The organism is Roseomonas acroporae (assembly GCF_023223525.1).
GTDB lineage: Bacteria > Pseudomonadota > Alphaproteobacteria > Acetobacterales > Acetobacteraceae > Roseomonas_E > Roseomonas_E acroporae.
Genome location: NZ_JALPRX010000026.1, coordinates 14474 through 33727, shown reverse-complemented (window position 1 = coordinate 33727; position 19254 = coordinate 14474). Strand labels below are relative to the sequence as shown.

Below are 19254 nucleotides of genomic sequence, written 5' to 3'. Positions count from 1 at the left end.
CCGGCTGCGACCATCCCCGGCGCCAGAGCCGAAGCCGCGCGAGCCCCATAAGGACACCCTGGGTGTGCCCCGGGGGAAGGCGTGATCCTGTAGGGTTGCACGCCCTATTGCGGCGCCTGCCGCGACCGGCCAGATGATCCGCACGGTGCTCCTCGGGGGCACCGCGTGGTTCGTGGCGGCCGATGTGTGCCGCGCCTTGGGCATTAACGTTGCCAGCGGCACGACCAACGCCCTGCGCCCGCCTGGTGCTGACGAGAAGGGTACGCATCCGATGCGTACCCCTGGTGGCGAACAGCGCCTCGGGATCATCTCCGAGAGCGGCCTGTACAAGCTCGTCATGTGCTTCGACAAACCCGAGGCACGCACCTTCCAAGATTGGGTGACCCGCGATGTGCTCCCGGCGATCCGCAAGGATGGGGCGCCGGTAGGAACGGACTGAAGTTTTACCGCGCATACGCCTGACGGGGATTACGGGGAGCCGGGCTCGCCTCGCCCTTGCCCTCCTTCTCTACACCGGGCAGCGGCGCAGCGACGTGATCGGAATGGGTCGCCAGCACGTCCGCGGCGGGGCCATCACGGTCCGGCAGCGTAAGACGGGCGCGTGGCTGTCCATCCCCCCTGCATCCTGCCCTGCGCGAGGCCCTGGACGCGGCCCCGCCCGAGCACCTGGCGTTCCTGATGACGCGGCAGGGCGAGGCTTTCACCGGGCCGGGCTTCTCCAACTGGTTCGTGGACTGCGCCCGCGCTGCCGGGCTGCCGAAGGGGTGCTGTCCCCACGGCCTGCGGAAGGCAGCGGCACGCCGGCTGGCCGAGGCCCGATGCACGGTCCACGAGATCAAGGCCGTCACCGGCCACACCACGCTCAAAGAGGTGGAACGCTACACGCGTGCCGCGGATCAGGAACGCCTGGCCGTGGCCGCGATCGCACGGATCGGAAGCCGGGGACCGGCCGAACCGTGAACAAGCGTTGGCAACCCGGCGGCAACGGGTTTGCCAACAAAACACCTAACTGATTGAAAAGATTAGAGAAAATGGATCAGGTGGCGGAGGGGATGGAAGTCGAAGCGACGTGCCCGACCGTTTCCCACCGTGCCACCCTCGCCCTGCAAAGTCAGGAATCTAGCTCCCCCATCGTGCCCCACTGAGTCAGACTGAACCCCACAAGCCCAGCACACAAAATGGGACCGGAATGGGACCGGCTGGGTTCGGCGGAAGGTTTTCGGGTCTTGGGACGGAGCGGGAACGCATGGCCGGCAAGCTGACCGCGCTCGGCGCCAGGGCGCTGGTGACGCCCGGCCGGTACACCGATGGCGGCGGCCTGCACCTCCACGTCCGGGCCGCCGATCGCCGCGCCTGGGTGTTCCGGTACACGCGCGACGGCAAGACGCGGGACATGGGCCTCGGCCCCTTCCCGGAGGTGACGCTGGCGAAGGCGCGCGAGCTGGCCGACATCGCCCGCTCGAAGCTGCGCGAGGGCCTCGACCCGCTGTCGGTGCAGGCGCAGGCCGCGATCGAGCGGCGGGCCGAGGCCGGGGGGCACACCTTCCGCGCCGCCGCCGAGGCGTACATCGCGGCCCAGCGCGACGGCTGGCGCAACCCGAAGCACCAGGCGCAGTGGAGCAGCACCCTCGACAACCACGCCTATCCGGCGATCGGCGACATGCCGGTGAAGGACGTGGACGTGGAGGCCGTGCTGCGCGTCCTGAAGCCCATCTGGACGAAGACGCCGGAGACGGCCTCGCGCCTGCGCGGGCGCATCGAGCAGGTGCTGGACGCGGCCAAGGCGCGGGGATGGCGCACCGGCGAGAACCCGGCCCGCTGGAAGGGGGTACTGTCCGGCCTGCTGCCGCCGCGCGGGCGCATCGCCGCCGTCGAGCACCAGCCGTCGCTCCCATGGCAGCGGATCGGCGCCTTCATGGCGGCGCTGCGCGACGTCGAGGGCGTCTCCGCCCAGGCGCTGGCGCTGCTGATCCTGACCGCCGCCCGCACCGGCGAGGTGCTCGACGCCACGTGGCGGGAATTCGACCTCGAGGCCGCGGTGTGGACTGTGCCCGCCGCGCGCATGAAGGCGAAGCGGCTGCACCGCGTGCCGCTCTCCGCCCCGGCGCTCGAGCTGCTGCGTCGCTTGCTGCCGCTCCGGTCCGGGCCGGCCGCGCTGCTGTTCCCCGGGCAGAAGGCCGATCGGCCGCTCTCCGACATGGCGCTGACCATGCTGGTGCGGCGGATGAACAAGACCGAAGGCGACGCGCCGCCGCCCTGGCGGGACATCGGCGGCCGCGCCATCGTCCCGCACGGCTTCCGCAGCACCTTCCGGGTCTGGGCCGGGGAGCAGACTCGCTACCCGCGCGAGGTGGTGGAGACGGCCCTGGCGCACGTCAACCGGGACAAGGTGGAGGCAGCCTATGCCCGCACGGATCTGCTGGAACGCCGGCGGCCGCTGATGGAGGAGTGGGGCGCCTGGTGCATGCGGCCGTAGCCGCGCCGCCCGCCCCGTGAAGGGGGGCGTGCCACCCGGGGGCGAGCATCGAATCTCCGTATAGGAGGGTCTCCCGAAAAACCCGAAAAACCCGAAAAATACCCCGGCGGGGGCTTATCGGCGGGGGACGCCGGCCGCGCGGCGCGCCTACGCGTCATCCTCCCAGCGCACGCGCCGCCACGGCCCGGCCCATTGCCCGTGCTTGATCGTGCGCTCCCACATCCAGGGGCCCTGGTACCCAACCTGGCCGGAAGCGTGGCCGTCGCCGCTACGATCGTCGAAGCCGCCGCACATGAGCGGATGCCGCCGCGAGACGATGCGCAGCATCGCCATCCGGGCCGGCAGGCTGTCGAACGATCGCCGGCTGGGCTTCCGGCGCGGGTTGAGGTTGGCGCCACGCAGCATCGGCATGCGATTCAGCGGCGCCCATCGGCCCTGGTGGCGAGGCACACGCCCCCGGCCGCGAGGAGGATCAGCAGCGGGCCGCCGAACATCCCGACCAGCTCGGCGAAGGTCACTCTCGCGGGGCCTTGACTTGGCGCCGGCGGTGTCAGGCGGCCGGCTCGAAGTGCCGCTTGGCCGCGGCGCCGGCATCGCGAGCGGTGGCGGCGCGGGAAGACATGCCGGCGGGCGCGTCCGGCGCGGGGCGCGGCATGCGCGCGGCCTGCAGGTACACGAAGACGCCGGCGCCCAGCAGCAGGAGAGGCGCGCCGACCAGGGCATAGAGTTCCAGGGAGCCCATCAGACCAGCCTCTTGAGGGTCAGGCTTGCGAGGCGGTGGAGGATCAACCCGATCACCACCATGAGGCAAGCCATGGTTACGAGGACCGCCGGCCGGACATGGGCACCCGCCGCCCCGGTGATAAGCCCCACCACCGGCGCCACCGCGCCCACCACGATGCTGCCCGAGCCCACGGTGTTGAGGAAGGTCGCCGCGAGCTTGAGGCGCTCGTTGTAGCGATCCGCCTCGGTCACGGGGCGGGCTTCCGCATCCGCACGCCGGGCTGGTCGCCGTTGGTGAATTCGACGCCACCGACCTCAAGGGCGGACCGGATGGCGGCGAGGTTGTTCGTCACGGGCACCGTCGCCCCGCGCTCGAAGTTGCGAAGCGTCGTTACGGACACAGAGGCTTTCGCGGCCAACTGCTCCTGAGACCAGTTCAGCAGCCCGCGGGCCGCGCGACTCTGTGCAGGGGACATGCGGGACACGTACCACGCCCGCTCGAAACCACCATCCATGGATGAAAACCGCTTGACAGCCCAAGCGGCAAAGTAGCAACCATGAATGATCCATTCAACGTTGTTGGATGGAGCGGCTGGGGGAGCGGCGGCAACCGCTCCCCCTGGCCTGACCGCAACCCCGGCTTTCTGGAGCCCGGATCATGGCTGACGCCCATCCTATCGCATCCCCGCCTCGCGGGGAGCTTGCCCTGCCGCGCGCCCGCGCCAGCCGGCGCAACGCCCTCACCGGCGCCGGCGCCGCGTTGCTGCTGCTCGCCGCGGTCGAGGCCGGCGCCGGCAAGGCGGCCGAGCTGGACGGCGAGCTGATCACCGCCTCGGCCGAGTACACGCGCCTCGCCGCAGGCCGCGCCACCTCGCCCGCGCTGCTGCGCGAGTTGGAGGAGCGGATCGCCGCCCTGCCGGCACGCACGCCGGAAGGCATCCGCGCCAAGGCCGAGGCCGCGTTCCTCGCCATGGCTGCCGGCGGCGCCGTCGCGGACGGCCCGGCCGGCACCGATTCCTGGCTGCCCTGGTCGCTGGTGCTGGACCTGACCGGGAGGGCCGGCGCATGAGCGGCACCCTTTCCCGGCGGGGGCTGCTGCGGGTGCCGGCACTGGCGGCGCTGCCCACCGCGGCGCCCGGCGCTGCCGCCATGGACGCGGACCGCGCCCTGCTGACGTTATGCGCCTCCTGGCAGGCTGCAGTGGACGCGGCCGATTCCTTCTACGCCCGGCACGTCAGCGCCATGCCGCCCGACCAGCAGGGCGAGGCCGAGGCACGGCACGACGCCGAGATGGGGCGGCTGGACGGGACGGTCTGGGACATCGAGGACCGGATCGCAGTCACCCCGGCGCACACCTTCGCCGGGCTGGTGGCGAAGGCGAGGGTGTTCCGGGGTACGATGCCGAGTTCCAGCGCCGAGCTGCTGGTGGCCGACATCCTGCGTCTCGGGGGTGTGGCATGACCCGCCGCCGCACCCTCCTCGCCGGCGCGCCGACGGTCCTGCTGTTGCCGCGCCGTGCCGGCGCCGCCAGACCCGACGCCGCGCTGCTGGCCGCCTGCGCCGAGCTGCGCGCTTGGCGTGCCGCGCTCGACCGGATCGACCACGCGGAGATCCCCGTGCCGGACGACGAGGCGGACGAAGCCCTGGAGCGTTGGGCCGACACCATCGACGCCCTGGCCGCGCTGCCGGCGCACACGCCGGCGGGCATCCGCGCCAAGGCCGAGGCCACGCGAACCGCACTGGAAGTCGAGGCGGTCATTCGCCCGACCGATACGATCGCCACGGTGGGCAAGCGCCACGAACGGCTCGCCCACTCCCTCGCGCTCGACATACTGGGGAGGGCCGGCGCATGAGCCGCATCCTGTCCCGCCGCGCCATCGCCGGCGTGGTCGCGATCCCGGCGCTGTCCCGCGCGACCTCGGCGGCGCCGGTACCGCCGGCCGGGCGCATCCTGGCCATGACGCGCGTGCTCGACGCGCTGTGGGCCGAGCACGCGCGGTTCGACCGCGCTAGCACGGCTGCCGGCCTGTCCAGCGAGGACGGTCGGCGCCTCGAAGCCCAGCGCGACGCGCTGCTGCTGCGCATGCAGGAGTTGCAGAAGACGGTCGAGGCGACCCCGCCCGTCACCCTGGCCGACGCAGCGGCGCTGGTGATGGCCGCGCACGGCCGCGCCGCCCTGATCGCCGGCAGCAGCCTGACCGAGGCGGAGCTGCTGGAGGACCTGGCGCTGGTGCGGGGCTCGCTGCGCGCCGCGCTGCCGATCCTGGCCGAGGCCGCCGGTGTCACGCTGGCGGCGATCGGCGGCAACTACCATGGAGTCGCGGGCACGGACCCGTGGCTGGCGGTGACGCCATGAGCCCGGCCCCGATCGGCGAGGCGGCACGGCGCAGCGTCGTCCGCCTCGCCTACCGCGTGCCCGCGCTTCCGGGCGGCACCGGCGCCGCCGGCGAGCGGGCCGCGGCCGCCATCCAGGAGCGCGCCCTGGCGCTGGCCGTGCTGCAGCTCGCCATCGCCGACCTGACCGCGCCGGCGCGGCGGGACAGCAGCAGCAACGCTCGCGCGGTGTGCGCGGAGGAGCGGCGGCAGGCGCGGCTCTTCCTGTTCTCGCCTGACGGCGCCTGGGCCGCGGCGCGCCATGCCTGGTGCGACGCGGCGGGCGTCGCGCCGGCCTGGCTGGAGCGGCGCGTGGCGGCCCTGCTGCCGCGAGGTGCGGCATGAGCGCGCTCGCCCTGCGGCGTGCGGCCACCCGGCCGCCGTGCTCGTGCCTGACCCTGCCGGCGGAGCTGTCGCTGGCCGAGCTGCTGCACCCCGACGCCCCGCTGCCGCAGCGGGCACGCATCGAGGCGCTGATCGCCGCCCTGATCGAGCTGCTGGACCTGCTGGACGACGATCCCAATGCGGAGGACGGCGCCGACGGTGAGGAGGATGCGGAGGCGGAGGAGAACGGCGACGCCGAGCCCGATGCCGATGCGGAGGCCTCGCCGGTGCCGCTGACCGAGGAGGACCCGGCATGCGGCTGATCCCCGCCGCCTGGCGTCGCCTGCGCCTCGCCGCCGCGATGCTGGCCTGTGACGCCGCCACCCTCCGCGCTGCCGAAGGCGTGGTGTCCCGCCGCGGCCGGACGCGCCGCGAAGAAGTGGCCGAGCTGCTGGCGCTGCCGATCGCCCGCAGCCTCGGCACGCCGCCCGGGCTGCACCTGGCGCTGAGCGACGGCCGCACCGCCTTCCTGGCCGTACCGCGGCCGGCCGGCGGCGCCACGCTGCTGCTGCTCTGGCGCGCGCGCCGCTCCGGGCCGCACTGGCGCCACGTGGACCTCGACGCCGCCGGGGCGATTCGCCTGCGTCAATTCCTGTCGGACGGGGAGCACGGCCGATGATGGATCTTCAGCCGCTTCGTGGTCGCGCTATGCTCGCCGATGGCGGGCTAGGAAGTCGCGAGCCGAATCCCCGGTATTCCGCACCGGGTTGCCCGCCGCCTCTGGATGCGGATTGCGCTGCGGAACTGCACGTTTATGGATCTGAAAAGTCTGGGTTATGGCTGGACTACAGCTTCAGCAGTTCGGAAGCTGGCACAATTGAGATATCCAGATATAATGCGCAAACTTATGTATCTGGAATTGGGAATGATGCCGCCGGGAGACGACGGCGAAACCTCGATCACTGTGGAGTACTACGATCGCTCACTTTTGGTCAAAGAGGACCGTACAGCGCTGAGAGAAACTCTATGGCGCGAGATATTGGAAGAAATTTGGAGAGGCGAGGCATTTCTAAGGGGATTCTTGGATGGAAAAACGTTAGGAGAAAAAATAGATCCAGAATTTGCCATTTGTGCGGAAGTGGATTTCGAAGAGAATTTCATAATTCTTGGAGGCGCGAAATATTCTGGTGTGCGAGCCTATTGGTCAGTCCTTGGGGGCTCAGCTCCACCTATTGTTCAAACCGCATCGAATCGTACAGATTCAAGCCGACCGAGAGGGCGGCCTGTTGTGCACGATTGGCGCGTGTTTTGGGCAGAGGTAGTGCAACACCTGCTCAAACGGCAGGTCACGGACGCCGAGCTTTCAGAGTTGCGCAACCACATGAAGGCTTGGGCCGGCGATACCTTCGGCGATCGCGCACCAGTAGATCCCACCATCGACAAGATGCTTGGCGTCCTCGGCAAGCTCGATCCTCAGCCGCCGAAATAGGGTCCCAGCCGCCTAAATCGCCGATCCGATTTCCGCGTCGCGCTCGGGATTCCTCCGCGATAGATGGAATGCCCCCGCGGCGCATGGCGCGCTGCGAATCGCCAGGGCACACCATGACCCGCCTAAGGACCCCCGCCGCGCCCGCTACCCGGAAGGCCGCGCGGCCGCCCGCCCCGCAGTCTCCGCCAGCGCCCGCGGCTCCGCCCCTGGAGGTGCTGTCGCCGCGCGCCGCCGGCCCGCTCGTGGTGCCGCTGCCGCAGGCCCCGCTGGTGACGGGCCTGTCGCGCACGGCGATCTACCGGGCCGCCCGCAAGGGGCAGATCAAGCTGCTGAAGAACGGCCGCTCGACGCTGGTGGACATGGCCAGCGTGCGCGCCTTCCTCGACAGCCTGCCGACCGCCTGACGTGCAAAACCCGCCGCGGTGAAGCGGCGGGCTCGCGGAAAACGCACGCTGCTACTGGGATGCTTGGAACGCACCGAGTTTAGCCGAGCGTCCGCGCGCACGCCAGCTTCGTCGTGGCCTCGATCTTCGAGGCTCACATGCCTGAACCCTTCTCCGACCCGCTGGGGCTGACCGTGGTCCGCGCCCGCGGCCGGCGCCTGTGCAAGCTGATCCGGCGCGACGGCGCGGCGCAGGGCTACGACCTGGCCAAGACGCTCGACCTGCACGCCGCCACCGTGCCGGACCTGCCGGCGCTCGCCGAGCTGCTGCGCGCGCTTGCCGGCCGGCAGGACAGCGCCATCGTGCGCGGCGCCATCGCCGATCCGGCGCGCACCCGCGGCGTGCGGCGGCTGCTGCACCCCGACGCCGCCACCGGCGAGGCGCCGACGCTGCGTGACGTGCCGCGCGCCTGGATCGCGCTCGACCTCGACGGCATGCCGCTGCCGGCCGGCTGCGATCCCTGCGACCTCGAGGCCTGCGGCGCCGCCGCGCGGCGGGCGCTGCCGGCGGCGTTCCAGCGGGCCGCCTGCCTAGTGGCGGCCACGGCCTCGCACGTGATCCGCCCGGGCGCGCGGCTGCGGCTCTGGGCCCGACTGGCGCGGCCGCTGGCCGGGGCGGAGTGCCAACGCTGGCTGCGCGACCAGCCGGCCTGCGACCCCTCCACGCTGCGCGCCGCGCAGATCATCTACACGGCGGCGCCGGTGTTCGTCGGCATGGCCGACCCGCTGCCGGAGCGCCTGGTGGTGATGCCCGGCGAGCCGATGGTCGCGGTGCCGTCGCCGGCCGAGCTGGCGCCGCGTCCGCCGAGCGATCCGCCGCCGCGGCCGACCGCGGAAAGCGGCAGCCGCTACGCGCTCGCCGCGCTGTCGCGGGCGGCGGTGGCGATCGCCACGGCGCCGGTGGACAGCCGGCACCCGACCGCGGTGCGCGAGGCCTGGGGGCTGGCGCGCCTGGTGCACGGCGGCCTGCTGACCGAGGGCGAGGTGATCGGCACCGTGGACGGCGCCCTGCAGCGCGCCGGCAAGCCGAAGGGCGAGGGCGAGGCGATCGCACGCTGGGCCGTGACGCATCGCCCCGATGCGGGCCTGCCGGCAGTCGGGGGAAGGCCGTGATGAGCGGTCAGGAACGGCTTCCGGACGACACACCCCCGCGCGACCTCGCCGCAGAAGCAACCGAGATTGCGCGGCTGGCTACCCTGGATCCGCTGGCCTATGACCGCGAAAGGGAAGCCGCGGCCGCCCATCTCGGCATTCGTGTCGGCACCCTTGACCGGCAGGTCGAAGCGATCCGATCGAAGCCACAGGATCGGACAGCGGGCCGTGGCATGGACCTGCCTGCCGTCGAGCCGTGGGACCGCGCGGTGAATGCAGCCGAGCTGCTAACCGTTCTCGCGAGCACCATACGCAAACACGTCGTCATGACCGATGCTGCCTGCGTCGCCACAGCACTGTGGGCAGCGCACACCTGGGTGCATGACAGGTTCCAGCACACGCCGCGCCTCGGTATTCGCAGCCCGGCGAAACGCTGCGGCAAGTCCACCTTGCTCGACGTGCTGCGCATGCTGTCGCGCCGTCCACTGAAGGCCGACAACATCTCTGCGTCCGGCGTGTTCCGCATCGTGGAGGCGCTCTCGCCCTGCACCCTCCTGATCGATGAGGCAGACGCCTTCCTCGGCGACAACGAGGAGCTGCGGGGCGTGATGAATTCTGGCTTCGAGCAGAGTGGCGAGGTGATCCGTATCGTAGAGGTGCAGGGGGATCTGCGACCGACGCGCTTCGCCACCTTCGCCCCAATGGCACTGGCAGCGATCGGCGAATTCCCGAGCACGTTGGAAGACCGTGCCGTGCCGGTCGTGCTGCAGCGCAAGCCGGCGACGGAGATCGTGACGAAGCTCCGCGCGCCTGGGGCGCGCGCGAGGCTCGCCGTGCTGGCCCGCCAGTTGGCGCGCTGGGCGCAGGACCGGGCGGGGCATCTGCCGACCAACCCGGCAGTCCCTGATGCCCTCGGCGACCGGGAGGGAGACATCTCCATCCCGCTGCTGGCGATCGCCGACGATGCAGGGGGCGACTGGCCGCAGCGAGGGCGCGCCGCGTTGCTGGAGGTATTCGGGCGCCGTGCCGACGATGAAGGCACCATGGAGACGGGTGCGTTGCTGCTCGCGGACATCAAGCTGATCTTTGGGGGACTCTCCGCCCTGGTGATCGCCAGCCAGGACCTCTGCGAGCGGCTGGGCAAGCTGGAGGAGCGTCCGTGGCCAGAATGGAAGCACGGCAAACCCATGACCGTGGTGCAACTTGCGCGAGCATTGAAGCCCTTCGGCGTCCGACCCAGCACCGTACGATTGGGTAACGAGACGGCCAAGGGGTACTACAAGGAGACCTTCCAGGAGGCTTGGGAGAGGTATCTTACACCTGTTTCCGCCTCACCCCCCGTTCTGAACCGTAACACCGTCACAACCCTGAAAAATACAGGGAACTTTTCCAAATTCGGACCCGTCACACAGGAGGGGTGTGACGGGTCCGAATTTCAGGAAAACCCTAGTATTAATCTGCATTGTGACGGTGTTACGGTTCAAAAGGGGGGGTCTAGCGGGAATGGAATATGGAGGGGGGATCTGTGAGCCTGTCGGCTTTCCCCCTCCTCGCCCGGGCCATGGAAGCAGGCATATACTTATGGTTGTCGAATGGGCGCATACGATGGGAAGCGACTGCCGATCCGTCGGTGGACCTTCTCGCCTATCTTCGGGGGCATAGGGAGGCCCTGACCGCCGAGTTGCGGGCTGTCGACGCGCTGGCTTGGCAGGACCGCTTCGAGGAGCGCGCCGCGATCCTGGAATTCGATGCCGGGCTGCGGCGCCACCAGGCGGAGGCCCGAGCCTATGCCGACGTGCTGACCCGCTGGCGCCTGGAGCACCCGAACGAGCCCATCGCCTGCTTCGCGGAGGTGGCCGGAGAGGGACCGCCGGACGCACGATCCGCTTGACATCGCAACCTGCGCAGATCAAAAAGGTCGCCTTCCCGCGATAGCTGCGCCCGGAGCCTGCCAAGGCCCGGGCGTTTTGCGTTTTCGCCCCCCCTCGGGATGAAGACCTTGCGGCGTCGGTCCTCCATCCCGACGCCTCCATCGCCCCCACCAGCTCGACGTGCGCCTGCATCCGCGCAGTCCGACAATCGGGTGAACGGCTGGCGCGGACGCGTTCGGCCTCATCACCGCGATCAACCTCATCGAACCTCGAGCAGCACCATGTCCCTGAACCCGCTCGCACGCCTGTTCGCCAGCCAGCCGCTCAGGCGCAGCGCCAAGCGCGCCGAGGAGGAAGACAAGCGCGACCCGCCGAAGAAGCCCGACGACGAAGACGGCGAGACCACTCGCAAGGTGAAGCGCCGCGCCAAGCAGAAGGGCGACGACGAAGACCAGGACGATGCGGACGACGAGGAGGAGAGGGAAGGCGATGCGGCGCGAGCCGCGCGCCGACGCGAACGTGCGCGTTGTGCCGCGATCTTCCGCAGCCCGCTCGCAGCGGCGAATTTCGATGGCGCCATGCACCTCGCCTTCGAGACCACCATGCCGGCACGTGCGGCAATCGCCCTGATGTCCGCCGCCGCGTCGAGCCATGCGCCGTCGCCAGCGACGAAGCGCCCGCTGGCAGAGCGCATCCTTGCGTCCGACCGCATGGCCCGCGGCGAAGCGCCGCCGCCGCCTTCCACCGGCCTCGCCGCCAGCATCATCGCCTCCGCGAAGAAGGCGCGCGGTGAAGGCTGAACCCTGCGGCCCCACGGAGCCCGACATGCCCGCCTCTTCCACCCCGACCACCGCACCGCCGACCGTCCAGCAGCTCCGCCAGCACGACGGCTCCGTTGCCGGCGTCTCCGCAGCCCTGAAGCGCGTGCAGGATGCCGCCGAGTGGAATGCAGTCCGGATCGCGGAGCTGCAGGCTGCCAGGAGCGCGCTGGTGCGCGACGGCACGGCCGAGCAGATCGAGGCCGGCGAGAGGGGCGAGCGGCTCGCCCACATCCTGGCCGAGCAGCTCGCCGCCGGGCTGTCCGAGCTGCAGCAGGACCTTGAGGCCGCATATGCGCGCGCCGCCGCCGCACATGCCCAGCGGCTCACCACCACCGCCAGGGCGGCGGAGGAGCGCTTCCGTCTCTGGGTCGAGGCCGAGTACTTGAAGCACGCCGAGGCGATCGCCGAGGGCATTCGGCTGGAGCGGGAGGCGGAGCAGGCGCAGGCGGCCGCCGTCGAGGCCTGGTCCGCCCTGCGGCGTCATCCTGGCTACGTGGAACCGCCTCCCACCAGAGCGCCGCCGCCGCCGCCACGCCCCCGCGCGTTCATGCGGGAACAGTACGGCCGAAGCTTCGCCCTGACCGTCGCGTTGCCGTCGCTGAAGCCCGGCACCGCCCCGGTGGCCATGCCGCCTCCGCCGCCTTCGGGGGGCGAGCGCGACGCCTACATGCTCTGATGCCGCCGGAGGCACCATGCAACACGGCCTGCATCCCGCCTCGCAGCGGTTCTTCAACCAGCCCCTCGCGCTGCAACCCGATCGCGCCGGCCTGCTGATGCAGATCCTCCGCGGCCAGGGTGACCCCAGCGCCCATCTCGGCCTGGGGGCGCCGGACGGCGCGCGGCGGCCGCCCTACGCCATGGCCGGGCCGATCGCCGTAATCCCGGTGCGGGGCATCCTCACCAGCCGCCCCTGGTGCTGGTACGACGAGACCAGCTACGACGCGATCCGGTCGGGCTTCCTCGGTGCGCTGGGCGATCCGGAGTGCCGCGCCATCGTGCTGCACCTCGACAGTCCCGGCGGCGAGGTGGCCGGCCTCGCCGACCTGGCCGACGTGATCTTCGCGGCACGCGGCACGAAGCCGGTCTGGGCCATCCTCGACGAAGCTGCCTACTCGGCGGCCTACTGGCTTGCCTCGGCCTGCGACCGCATCGCCGTGCCGCGCACCGGCGGCACGGGCTCGATCGGCGTCATCACCATGCACGTCGACATCAGCCGCGCCCTGGACGCCGGCGGCGTGACGGTGACGACGATCAAGTACGGCGCCCGGAAGGACGACCTGTCCGACGTCAAGCCGCTGAGCAGCGCGGCGGAGGCCCGGATGCAGGCCGACATCGACCAGCTCGGCGACCTGTTCACCGACACGGTGGCGCGCAACCGGCGCCTCGCGGCCAGCAGGGTCCGCGCCATGGAGGCGGGCACCTTCCTCGGCCCGGCCGGCGTCGCTGCCGGCCTGGCGGACGAGGTGGCGTCGCGCGACGCCGCCTTCCTGGCGCTCCTCGACCAGATCGGGGCGGACACGCCGGCGCTTCGCCGGTAGCCGCTCCCCAGGAATCACGGCTGCACTTCCGCGCTCGCTGGCGCGAGGCCGTGTAGCACCCCGGCGTTGCCGCTGCATGGCGCCCGGGGTGCGACGCCGCTGCCTCCAAGGGCAGCGGGCGCGGCTGACCGGCGGCGCGGGCTCCGGTCCCCGCCGGTCCTCCGGGGGAAGAGATCCCGCGAGGCCGCATGGCGCCCTCCCACGGTCCATGCCGTGGGAGGGCGCCCTTTCTCCCATCGGCGGCTCGGCCGCCATTCCGGACAACCCGACATGCCCGCTATCTTCATCCGGACGCTCCGCGCCCCGGCCCGACGCGGTGCGCCCGCGCCCATGCGCCGTGATGACGCGCCGAATATCCCGCGCATTTCGTCATACGAGCGTTTGGAAATGCGCTGCACCGATCCGGCGCGCCCGGCCGCCTGAATGGGTCGGAAAGCCAAAATCCGGCCCGTCAGCGCCGCGCAGGGCGCACCGGGCTTCGTCGCCTACTACCGCGTCTCTACCGACAAGCAGGGCCAATCCGGGCTCGGCCTGGAAGCCCAGCGAGAGGCGGTCGAGCGGCACGTTCGGGGCTCGGGCGGGCTGATCCTCGCCGCCTTCACCGAGGTGGAGAGCGGCAAGCGCAACGACCGGCCCCAGATCGCCGCAGCGATCGCCTCGGCCAAGGCGCAGCAGGCCACGCTGGTGATCGCCAAGCTGGATCGGCTGGCGCGCAACGTCGCCTTCATCTCGGCATTGATGGACTCGGGCGTCGCCTTTGTGGCCTGCGACAACCCCCACGCCACCCGCCTGACCATCCACATCCTGGCCGCCGTCGCCGAGCACGAGCGCGAGATGATCTCGGCCCGTACCAAGGCAGCGCTGGCCGCGGCGAAGGTGCGTGGGGTGAAGCTGGGCAACCCACGCCTGCGCGCCGGCGACGCGACGGCAGCGCGCCGAGCCGGCGAGGTCCGCACTTCACGGTCGTGTCGGCATGCTGCCGCCGTGCTGCCCTTCATCGAGGCGGCACGCGCAGCCGGCTGCGAGAGCCTCACCGACATCGCTGCTGCCCTGCAAGCACGTGGCATCCGGACCGCTTCGGGCGGCACCGAGTGGGGCCACAGCCAAGTCAGCCGGGTACTGGCCCGCGCCTCGGGCCGGTGAACCTGTCCCTCATTCGCGAGGAGCCGTCATGGCCTTCACCATTCTGGCCGAGTTCTGCCGTTGCGGCATCGGCTACCACTCGCCGGAGCCGCGCGAAGGCGCGCGCAAGGTGCGCCAGCTCAACCTCGGCCTGGTCCGTGTCTTCTGGTTTTCAGGCCTGATGAGCACGATCGTGGATGAGTTCGCGGAGGGCCTGATGCGCGACGCCGAGGCCGTGATCGCCGCCCACATGGCTGGCGAGCTGGAGGACGAACCGACGGTTCAGGCTCCGGCGGTGCTGCACTGAGCATGCTGCGGATCGATGTCCGTGCCGACATCCGCTCCTTCGAGCGAACCCTGGACAACGTGCAGCGGCGGCAGATCCCATTCGCCACCGCGAACGCGCTGAATGCCACGGCCCGTGCCGTACAGGCCGAGGAGAGGCGGGAGCTGCCTTCGGTTTTCGACCGGCCGACGCCCTTCACGCTGAACAGCATCGGGATCGTGCCGGCCCGAAAGGACCGGCTGGAAGCCAGGGTGTTCGTGAAGGACAAGCAGGCCAGCTATCTCGGCCTGCAGGAGACGGGCGGCACACGCCTACCGGCGAAGCGCGCGCTGGTGCTGCCGGCCCGCATCACGCTGAACACCTACGGCAACATGCCCAAGGGCGCGATCAAGCGCGCGATCGCCCGCAGGGACGTGTTCGTGGGCAAGGTGAAGGGCATGGCCGGCATCTGGCAGCGGCCGAAGGACGGGCAGCGGCGCGCCGCGCCCGGCCGGATGAAGCTTCTCGCGTCCTTCGAGCCGGTGGCGCAGTACCGCCCGCGTCTCGGCTTCGTGCCGCGTGCGGAGGAAGTGGCGACTGCGGCCTTTCCGCGAGAGATGCGGGTCGCACTGGCCAAGGCTCTGGCGACGGCCAAGCCGTGAACAGCATTCGCGCGGGGAAGACGATGTCCACGATCCTGTTTCTCGACATCGACGGCGTGCTCGCGGTGCGCCCGGCATCAGCGTTTCGCCCCAGTCCGCACCCCGCTACCCCTCGCCGCGGCCACCACCACCTCCACCACCAGCCCCAGCGGCCGAAGCCGCCGCGCATCCTGCAAGCCGATGCCATCGCCAGGCTGAACGACCTGAGCTGCAGGACGCGAGCCCAGCTCGTCGTGTCGAGCAGTTGGCGGCCGCAGCTCGCCGCCGCCGGCGTCGCCGGGCCGTTCCATCCGGACTGGCGCACCGACGAAGACGGCCCGACGCGCGGCGAGGAGATCACGCGGTGGCTGCGGGCGCACGAGGTGAGCCGGTACGTGGTGCTCGATGACTGGCGCCAGGGGGTCGAGGACCACGCCGACCGGCTGGTGTGCCCGGACTACCGGGTCGGCCTCCGCGAAGGCGACGTGACCATGGCGCTGACCCTCCTCTGGGCCGCCTGACCGGCCACCCCAGAGCGCTTGGGTCCTTCCTGGGGGATGCGGAAGCGCGGGGCATTTCCGAGCCCGCCCCTCCCCCAGCTATGGCCCTCGAAATGCTGTCCGCACCCGTGTCCGCACTGTCCGCACCCGCCCGCGAGGCATGGACGGCTCTCCTTTTGGTTGTATGGAACGATCTCTGAATTCTGATCGAATCGCCGATTAATCGAGTATTTTTCCGAATAGAACGCTGACGTTCCTCCGACACGAACCAAGGTTCACAGCCATTAGTGGTGCGGACAGTTGTCCGCAGCAACAGTCGAAATGCCGCGGACAGTCCGCACTGTCCGCACCTCGCGTGTCCGCACCCTGAGCAGCCGGAACGGCTGCCGCCGCGGGCACCCGATCAGGTCCGATCCGGCGAGCGGTATCCCCCGGGCTGCTGCGGCTCTGCCGCGCCTCGGGCGAGGAGAGGGCGCACGGATCGACCGGCCCGCCGTGTTCGTCGGCGTCACGGCGGGCCGCCCTTTCGGGCCGGGGCGATGCCCTGGTCCCACCGGCCGCGCACCCCGCGGCCCTCCCCCCCATCCACCGCATCCATGGAGCCTCGGCATGCCCGAAGAGCTGGTCATCACGTTCCCCCAGCCGATCGAGTGGAACCTGAAGACCTACGACCACATCACCCTCACCACCCCGACCGCCGGCGCCTGGGCCGACGCCGAGCAGAGCACCGGCACGGCCGGCACCATGAAGCTGATGGCCGCGGTCGGGAGCACGCCCGAGCAGGTCGTGCGCCAGATGCGCATCAGCCAGATCTTCCGGGCCGACCGCTTCTTCCAGCACTGCGCGGCCATCTCCGCCGAGCCCGGCACGCTGAAGAAGGCGATCGAGGCGGGCAGGATGGCGCTGCAGCTCGATCCTCCGGTGGTGCTGGACGGGAAGAGCTATGCCCGCCTCGACCTGCACGAGCCCAACGGCGCCGACTGGGACGCGGCCGAGACCGAGCGCGGCCTGGCGAGCACCATCACGCTGATCGCCCGCACCGCCGGCGTGCCCTCCCCGGCGGTGCGGCAGATCCCGGTCAACCTCGCCCTGGAGGCTGACGTGTTCTTCCAGGGTTTTTCCGTCTCCGCCCCCGGGGGTGGCGGGAGCTGATCGCGGACCTGACGCAGTTCTACGGCTGGGGGCCGAACGACGCCTGGGACATGCCCATCGGCCGGCTGGTGTGGTGGTGCGGCCAGGCCAACCGCCAGGCGAAGAAGCGGTGACGGCCTGACCGCGGTGCGCCACGAGCGCGCCGGCCGAGGCCCGCCGGACGCGGCCGCCGACCCCTCCCGCCCGCACCAGCACCGTCCGGCGTCGCGGCGCCACCCACGGCCCCTCCTCCCCTTCCGCCTGCGAGGCACCCCGCCATGGCCACCGAACCCGGCCTGAACGTCGTCATCAGCGCCACCGACCGCACCCGGCAAGCCTTCGAGCGGATGAAGCTGGGGGCGCGCAGCCTGATCGATCCGGCAGCGCGGGCCGGCAAGGCGCTCGACACGCTCGGCGAGGCCGGGCCCGGTGTGCGCCGGCTCGGCGAGGGCCTGGATCGGGTCCGGCGCTCCGCGACCGACCTCACCGCCGGCCTGACCATGGTCTCGCCGGCGCTCGGCGCCATCGCCGGCGCGGCCAGCGTCGCCGGCGTGGCCAGGCTGGCGCAGCAGTTCGGGAATTTCGGCACCCAGCTCGGCAACAGCGCCACGCGGCTGCGCCTCTCCGCCACCGAGCTGCACGCCTTCCGCAACGCGGCGCGCATCGCCGGCGTGACGGGCGAGAGCTTCACCGCCAGCATGGAGGGGATGAGCGAGGCGCTGATGGGCGCCCGCTGGGGGCGCAACCCCCTCGCCTTCGAGTTCCTCCGTCGCGCCGGCATCGGCCTGCGCGACGCCAACGGCCAGGTCCGCGCCGCCACCGACGTGCTGCCGCAACTGGCCGATGCCATCTCCCGGCTGCCGAACCCCGACACGCAGCTCCGGGTGATGTCGTGGTTCGGTCTCAGCCCCGACATGCTGCCCCTGCTGCGGCGCGGCGCCGGCGGCATGCGCGACCTGACCCGCGAGCAGCGCGCGGGCCACCTCATGAACGAACGCGGCGTGCGCGCTGCCAACGAGCTGCGCGAATCGTGGACCCGGCTCCAGCTCGCCGGCGAGGAGGTGGGCTACAGCATCGCCGAGCGCCTGGCGCCGAGCCTGACCATCGGACTGAACCGCACCGCCGAGTGGATCAGGAGCAACCGCGACCTGGCCGCCATCATGGGCACGGTGCTGGCCACGGTGATCGGCGGCAGGATGGTGTTCAGCGTGGCCCGGCTCAGCCTCGCCGCCGCCGCGCTGATCGCGCGCATCCTCGGCATCCGTGCCGCCGCCAACCTGGCGGTGAACGCGATGCAGCTCCTCTTCGGGCTTCGTCCGCCGATCGGGCTCACGCCGGGCGCCGGCGTCGGCGGAGGCCTCGGGGGCTTCTTCCTGCGTCGGATGCTGCCTTTCGCCGGCGGGTTCGGGCTCGGGCTGTTCTTGCCGGATGGCGGCATCATGGGCGGCGACGAGGAGCGCCGACGGCTGCGAGAGGCGGAGGAGCAGCAGCGGCGCCAGGGCGCACCGACCGGTGCCGCCGCCGATCGGCAGCGTGCCGCCTTCAACCTCCTGCGCGGTCGTGGCTGGGGCGCCGAGCAGGCCGCCGGCATCATCGGCCACCTCACCGGCGAGGCCAGCCCCTTCCTCGACCCCAACGCCTACAACCCGGAGGGGGGTGGGCGGGGCGCGCAGGGCATCGGCCAGTGGCGCGGGGCCCGCATCAGTGCCTTCGAGGCGCGCTACGGCCGGAGCCCGATCGGCGCGCCGCTGGAGATGCAGCTCGACTTCGTGGACTGGGAGCTGCGCAACACCCATCGCCAGGCGGCCGCCCAGCTTCGCAACGCGCGCACGCCCGCCGAGGCCGCGCGGGTGATGATGATGATGTACGGGCTGGGGCTGGGCTCGCCCAACTCCCCGGTTCCGCCCGGCAACTGGCTGCTGGAGAACCGCCAGGCGCGCGCCGAGCAGGCGTTCCGACAGTTCGGCGGAGCGGCGCCAGGACAGCCGCCCCTGCCGGCGCCGAGCGCCCTGTCTCCGCCGGCGGCCGGCGCCCCGCCCGCTGCGGGCGCCGTCCCGCCGCCTCCCGCGCCGGGGAGGCCGGGTGTCGTCGCTCCCTGGTCCCCCCCACCCCCGGCCGCGGCCCCGCCGGCTGGTGGCCGCGAGCGAGTGCCGCTCGATCCACCGCCGGCCCCGCCGCGGCCGCTCGACCCCAACGAGCCGCGCGGCGAGGAGCCGCTGCCCAACCCGACGGTGCCAGCCCGGGGACCGCTGATCGTCCCCGCCAACCAGCCGAGCAACGGCGGCGGGGGGCGTGACCCCGAGAGGATCCAGATGGACGTCCGCATCACCGCGCCGCCTGGCTTCGGCGCCCAGGTGCGCACCAACTCGCCCGGGGTGCAGGTCGCGCCGCGCGTCGAGCGCGCCATGGCACCGGACAGCCCGTCGTGAACCCCATGCCGGCTGTC

28 protein-coding genes are annotated in these 19254 nt (G+C 71.6%); 24 read left to right on the top strand and 4 right to left on the bottom strand.

Annotated features, from left to right (window positions below):
• Nucleotides 1–133 precede the first annotated feature (133 nt).
• From M0638_RS07155 to M0638_RS07145, 3 genes are all read left to right on the top strand, one after another.
• Nucleotides 134–439 (top strand): BRO-N domain-containing protein, encoded by a 306-nt coding sequence (locus M0638_RS07155; protein ID WP_248666278.1) that lies wholly within the window; start codon nucleotides 134–136, stop codon nucleotides 437–439.
• 239 nt (nucleotides 440–678) lie between these two features.
• Nucleotides 679–960 (top strand): tyrosine-type recombinase/integrase, encoded by a 282-nt coding sequence (locus M0638_RS07150; RefSeq protein ID WP_248666277.1) that lies wholly within the window; start codon nucleotides 679–681, stop codon nucleotides 958–960.
• A gap of 286 nt (nucleotides 961–1246) precedes the next feature.
• On the top strand, nucleotides 1247–2476 hold the full coding sequence (locus tag M0638_RS07145; RefSeq protein ID WP_248666276.1) for a tyrosine-type recombinase/integrase: 1230 nt from the start codon (nucleotides 1247–1249) through the stop codon (nucleotides 2474–2476).
• Nucleotides 2477–2623: 147 nt separating this feature from the next.
• Here the strand turns inward: M0638_RS07145 and M0638_RS07140 are convergent, their stop codons facing one another.
• From M0638_RS07140 to M0638_RS07125, 4 genes are all read right to left on the bottom strand, one after another.
• On the bottom strand, nucleotides 2624–2887 hold the full coding sequence (locus tag M0638_RS07140; RefSeq protein ID WP_248666275.1) for a hypothetical protein: 264 nt from the start codon (nucleotides 2885–2887) through the stop codon (nucleotides 2624–2626).
• A 139-nt stretch (nucleotides 2888–3026) separates the two neighbouring features.
• Entirely contained in the window at nucleotides 3027–3218 is a 192-nt protein-coding gene (locus tag M0638_RS07135) for a hypothetical protein (protein ID WP_248666274.1), read from the bottom strand.
• Nucleotides 3218–3451, bottom strand: coding sequence for a hypothetical protein (locus tag M0638_RS07130; protein WP_248666273.1), 234 nt, complete (start codon nucleotides 3449–3451; stop codon nucleotides 3218–3220). The genes M0638_RS07135 and M0638_RS07130 overlap by 1 nt, the downstream gene beginning before the upstream one ends.
• Nucleotides 3448–3675, bottom strand: a complete 228-nt coding sequence (locus M0638_RS07125) for a helix-turn-helix domain-containing protein (protein ID WP_282571896.1) — start codon at nucleotides 3673–3675, stop codon at nucleotides 3448–3450. Before M0638_RS07125 ends, M0638_RS07130 begins: the two co-directional genes overlap by 4 nt.
• A gap of 182 nt (nucleotides 3676–3857) precedes the next feature.
• Here M0638_RS07125 and M0638_RS07120 point away from each other — a divergent pair, with 182 nt between their 5' ends.
• The 21 genes from M0638_RS07120 (at nucleotide 3858) to M0638_RS07020 (ending at nucleotide 19237) form a co-directional block, all read left to right on the top strand.
• Nucleotides 3858–4268 (top strand): hypothetical protein, encoded by a 411-nt coding sequence (locus tag M0638_RS07120; RefSeq protein ID WP_248666271.1) that lies wholly within the window; start codon nucleotides 3858–3860, stop codon nucleotides 4266–4268.
• Entirely contained in the window at nucleotides 4265–4660 is a 396-nt protein-coding gene (locus M0638_RS07115; protein ID WP_248666270.1) for a hypothetical protein, read from the top strand. Before M0638_RS07120 ends, M0638_RS07115 begins: the two co-directional genes overlap by 4 nt.
• On the top strand, nucleotides 4657–5052 hold the full coding sequence (locus M0638_RS07110) for a hypothetical protein (protein ID WP_248666269.1): 396 nt from the start codon (nucleotides 4657–4659) through the stop codon (nucleotides 5050–5052). Before M0638_RS07115 ends, M0638_RS07110 begins: the two co-directional genes overlap by 4 nt.
• Nucleotides 5049–5555, top strand: coding sequence for a hypothetical protein (locus tag M0638_RS07105; RefSeq protein WP_248666268.1), 507 nt, complete (start codon nucleotides 5049–5051; stop codon nucleotides 5553–5555). The genes M0638_RS07110 and M0638_RS07105 overlap by 4 nt, the downstream gene beginning before the upstream one ends.
• A complete protein-coding gene (locus M0638_RS07100; RefSeq protein WP_248666267.1) occupies nucleotides 5552–5917 on the top strand; it encodes a hypothetical protein in 366 nt (121 codons plus the stop codon). The genes M0638_RS07105 and M0638_RS07100 overlap by 4 nt, the downstream gene beginning before the upstream one ends.
• Nucleotides 5914–6219 carry a hypothetical protein gene (locus M0638_RS07095; protein ID WP_248666266.1) on the top strand — a complete coding sequence of 102 codons (306 nt, stop codon included), beginning with the start codon at nucleotides 5914–5916 and terminating at the stop codon, nucleotides 6217–6219. The genes M0638_RS07100 and M0638_RS07095 overlap by 4 nt, the downstream gene beginning before the upstream one ends.
• A complete protein-coding gene (locus tag M0638_RS07090; RefSeq protein WP_248666265.1) occupies nucleotides 6210–6575 on the top strand; it encodes a hypothetical protein in 366 nt (121 codons plus the stop codon). The genes M0638_RS07095 and M0638_RS07090 overlap by 10 nt, the downstream gene beginning before the upstream one ends.
• A 135-nt stretch (nucleotides 6576–6710) precedes the next feature.
• Nucleotides 6711–7385 carry a hypothetical protein gene (locus tag M0638_RS07085; RefSeq protein ID WP_248666264.1) on the top strand — a complete coding sequence of 225 codons (675 nt, stop codon included), beginning with the start codon at nucleotides 6711–6713 and terminating at the stop codon, nucleotides 7383–7385.
• A 212-nt stretch (nucleotides 7386–7597) separates the two neighbouring features.
• Nucleotides 7598–7789, top strand: a complete 192-nt coding sequence (locus M0638_RS07080; RefSeq protein ID WP_248666263.1) for a MerR family transcriptional regulator — start codon at nucleotides 7598–7600, stop codon at nucleotides 7787–7789.
• Between the two features lie 137 nt (nucleotides 7790–7926).
• The gene (locus tag M0638_RS07075; protein WP_248666262.1) at nucleotides 7927–8940 is read left to right on the top strand and encodes a hypothetical protein; all 1014 of its coding nucleotides are present in this window, start codon (nucleotides 7927–7929) and stop codon (nucleotides 8938–8940) included.
• Complete coding sequence (locus M0638_RS07070; protein WP_248666261.1) at nucleotides 8940–10448, top strand: DUF3631 domain-containing protein; 1509 nt, start codon at nucleotides 8940–8942, stop codon at nucleotides 10446–10448. The genes M0638_RS07075 and M0638_RS07070 overlap by 1 nt, the downstream gene beginning before the upstream one ends.
• A gap of 152 nt (nucleotides 10449–10600) precedes the next feature.
• Nucleotides 10601–10810 carry a hypothetical protein gene (locus M0638_RS07065; protein WP_248666260.1) on the top strand — a complete coding sequence of 70 codons (210 nt, stop codon included), beginning with the start codon at nucleotides 10601–10603 and terminating at the stop codon, nucleotides 10808–10810.
• Nucleotides 10811–11071: 261 nt separating this feature from the next.
• Entirely contained in the window at nucleotides 11072–11590 is a 519-nt protein-coding gene (locus M0638_RS07060; protein WP_248666259.1) for a hypothetical protein, read from the top strand.
• A gap of 25 nt (nucleotides 11591–11615) precedes the next feature.
• A complete protein-coding gene (locus M0638_RS07055; protein WP_248666258.1) occupies nucleotides 11616–12287 on the top strand; it encodes a hypothetical protein in 672 nt (223 codons plus the stop codon).
• A gap of 16 nt (nucleotides 12288–12303) precedes the next feature.
• Nucleotides 12304–13149, top strand: coding sequence for a S49 family peptidase (locus tag M0638_RS07050; RefSeq protein WP_248666257.1), 846 nt, complete (start codon nucleotides 12304–12306; stop codon nucleotides 13147–13149).
• Between the two features lie 423 nt (nucleotides 13150–13572).
• Nucleotides 13573–14292 carry a recombinase family protein gene (locus tag M0638_RS07045; protein WP_248666256.1) on the top strand — a complete coding sequence of 240 codons (720 nt, stop codon included), beginning with the start codon at nucleotides 13573–13575 and terminating at the stop codon, nucleotides 14290–14292.
• A 28-nt stretch (nucleotides 14293–14320) separates the two neighbouring features.
• Nucleotides 14321–14578, top strand: a complete 258-nt coding sequence (locus tag M0638_RS07040) for a hypothetical protein (RefSeq protein WP_248666255.1) — start codon at nucleotides 14321–14323, stop codon at nucleotides 14576–14578.
• A gap of 2 nt (nucleotides 14579–14580) precedes the next feature.
• Nucleotides 14581–15198: a hypothetical protein gene (locus tag M0638_RS07035; protein WP_248666254.1), complete on the top strand. Its 618-nt coding sequence runs from the start codon at nucleotides 14581–14583 to the stop codon at nucleotides 15196–15198.
• Nucleotides 15199–15221: 23 nt separating this feature from the next.
• Nucleotides 15222–15698, top strand: coding sequence for an HAD domain-containing protein (locus M0638_RS07030; RefSeq protein ID WP_248666253.1), 477 nt, complete (start codon nucleotides 15222–15224; stop codon nucleotides 15696–15698).
• Nucleotides 15699–16286: 588 nt separating this feature from the next.
• Nucleotides 16287–16829 (top strand): phage tail assembly protein, encoded by a 543-nt coding sequence (locus M0638_RS07025; RefSeq protein WP_248666252.1) that lies wholly within the window; start codon nucleotides 16287–16289, stop codon nucleotides 16827–16829.
• 257 nt (nucleotides 16830–17086) lie between these two features.
• Nucleotides 17087–19237, top strand: coding sequence for a phage tail tip lysozyme (locus tag M0638_RS07020; RefSeq protein WP_248666251.1), 2151 nt, complete (start codon nucleotides 17087–17089; stop codon nucleotides 19235–19237).
• Nucleotides 19238–19254 lie beyond the last annotated feature (17 nt).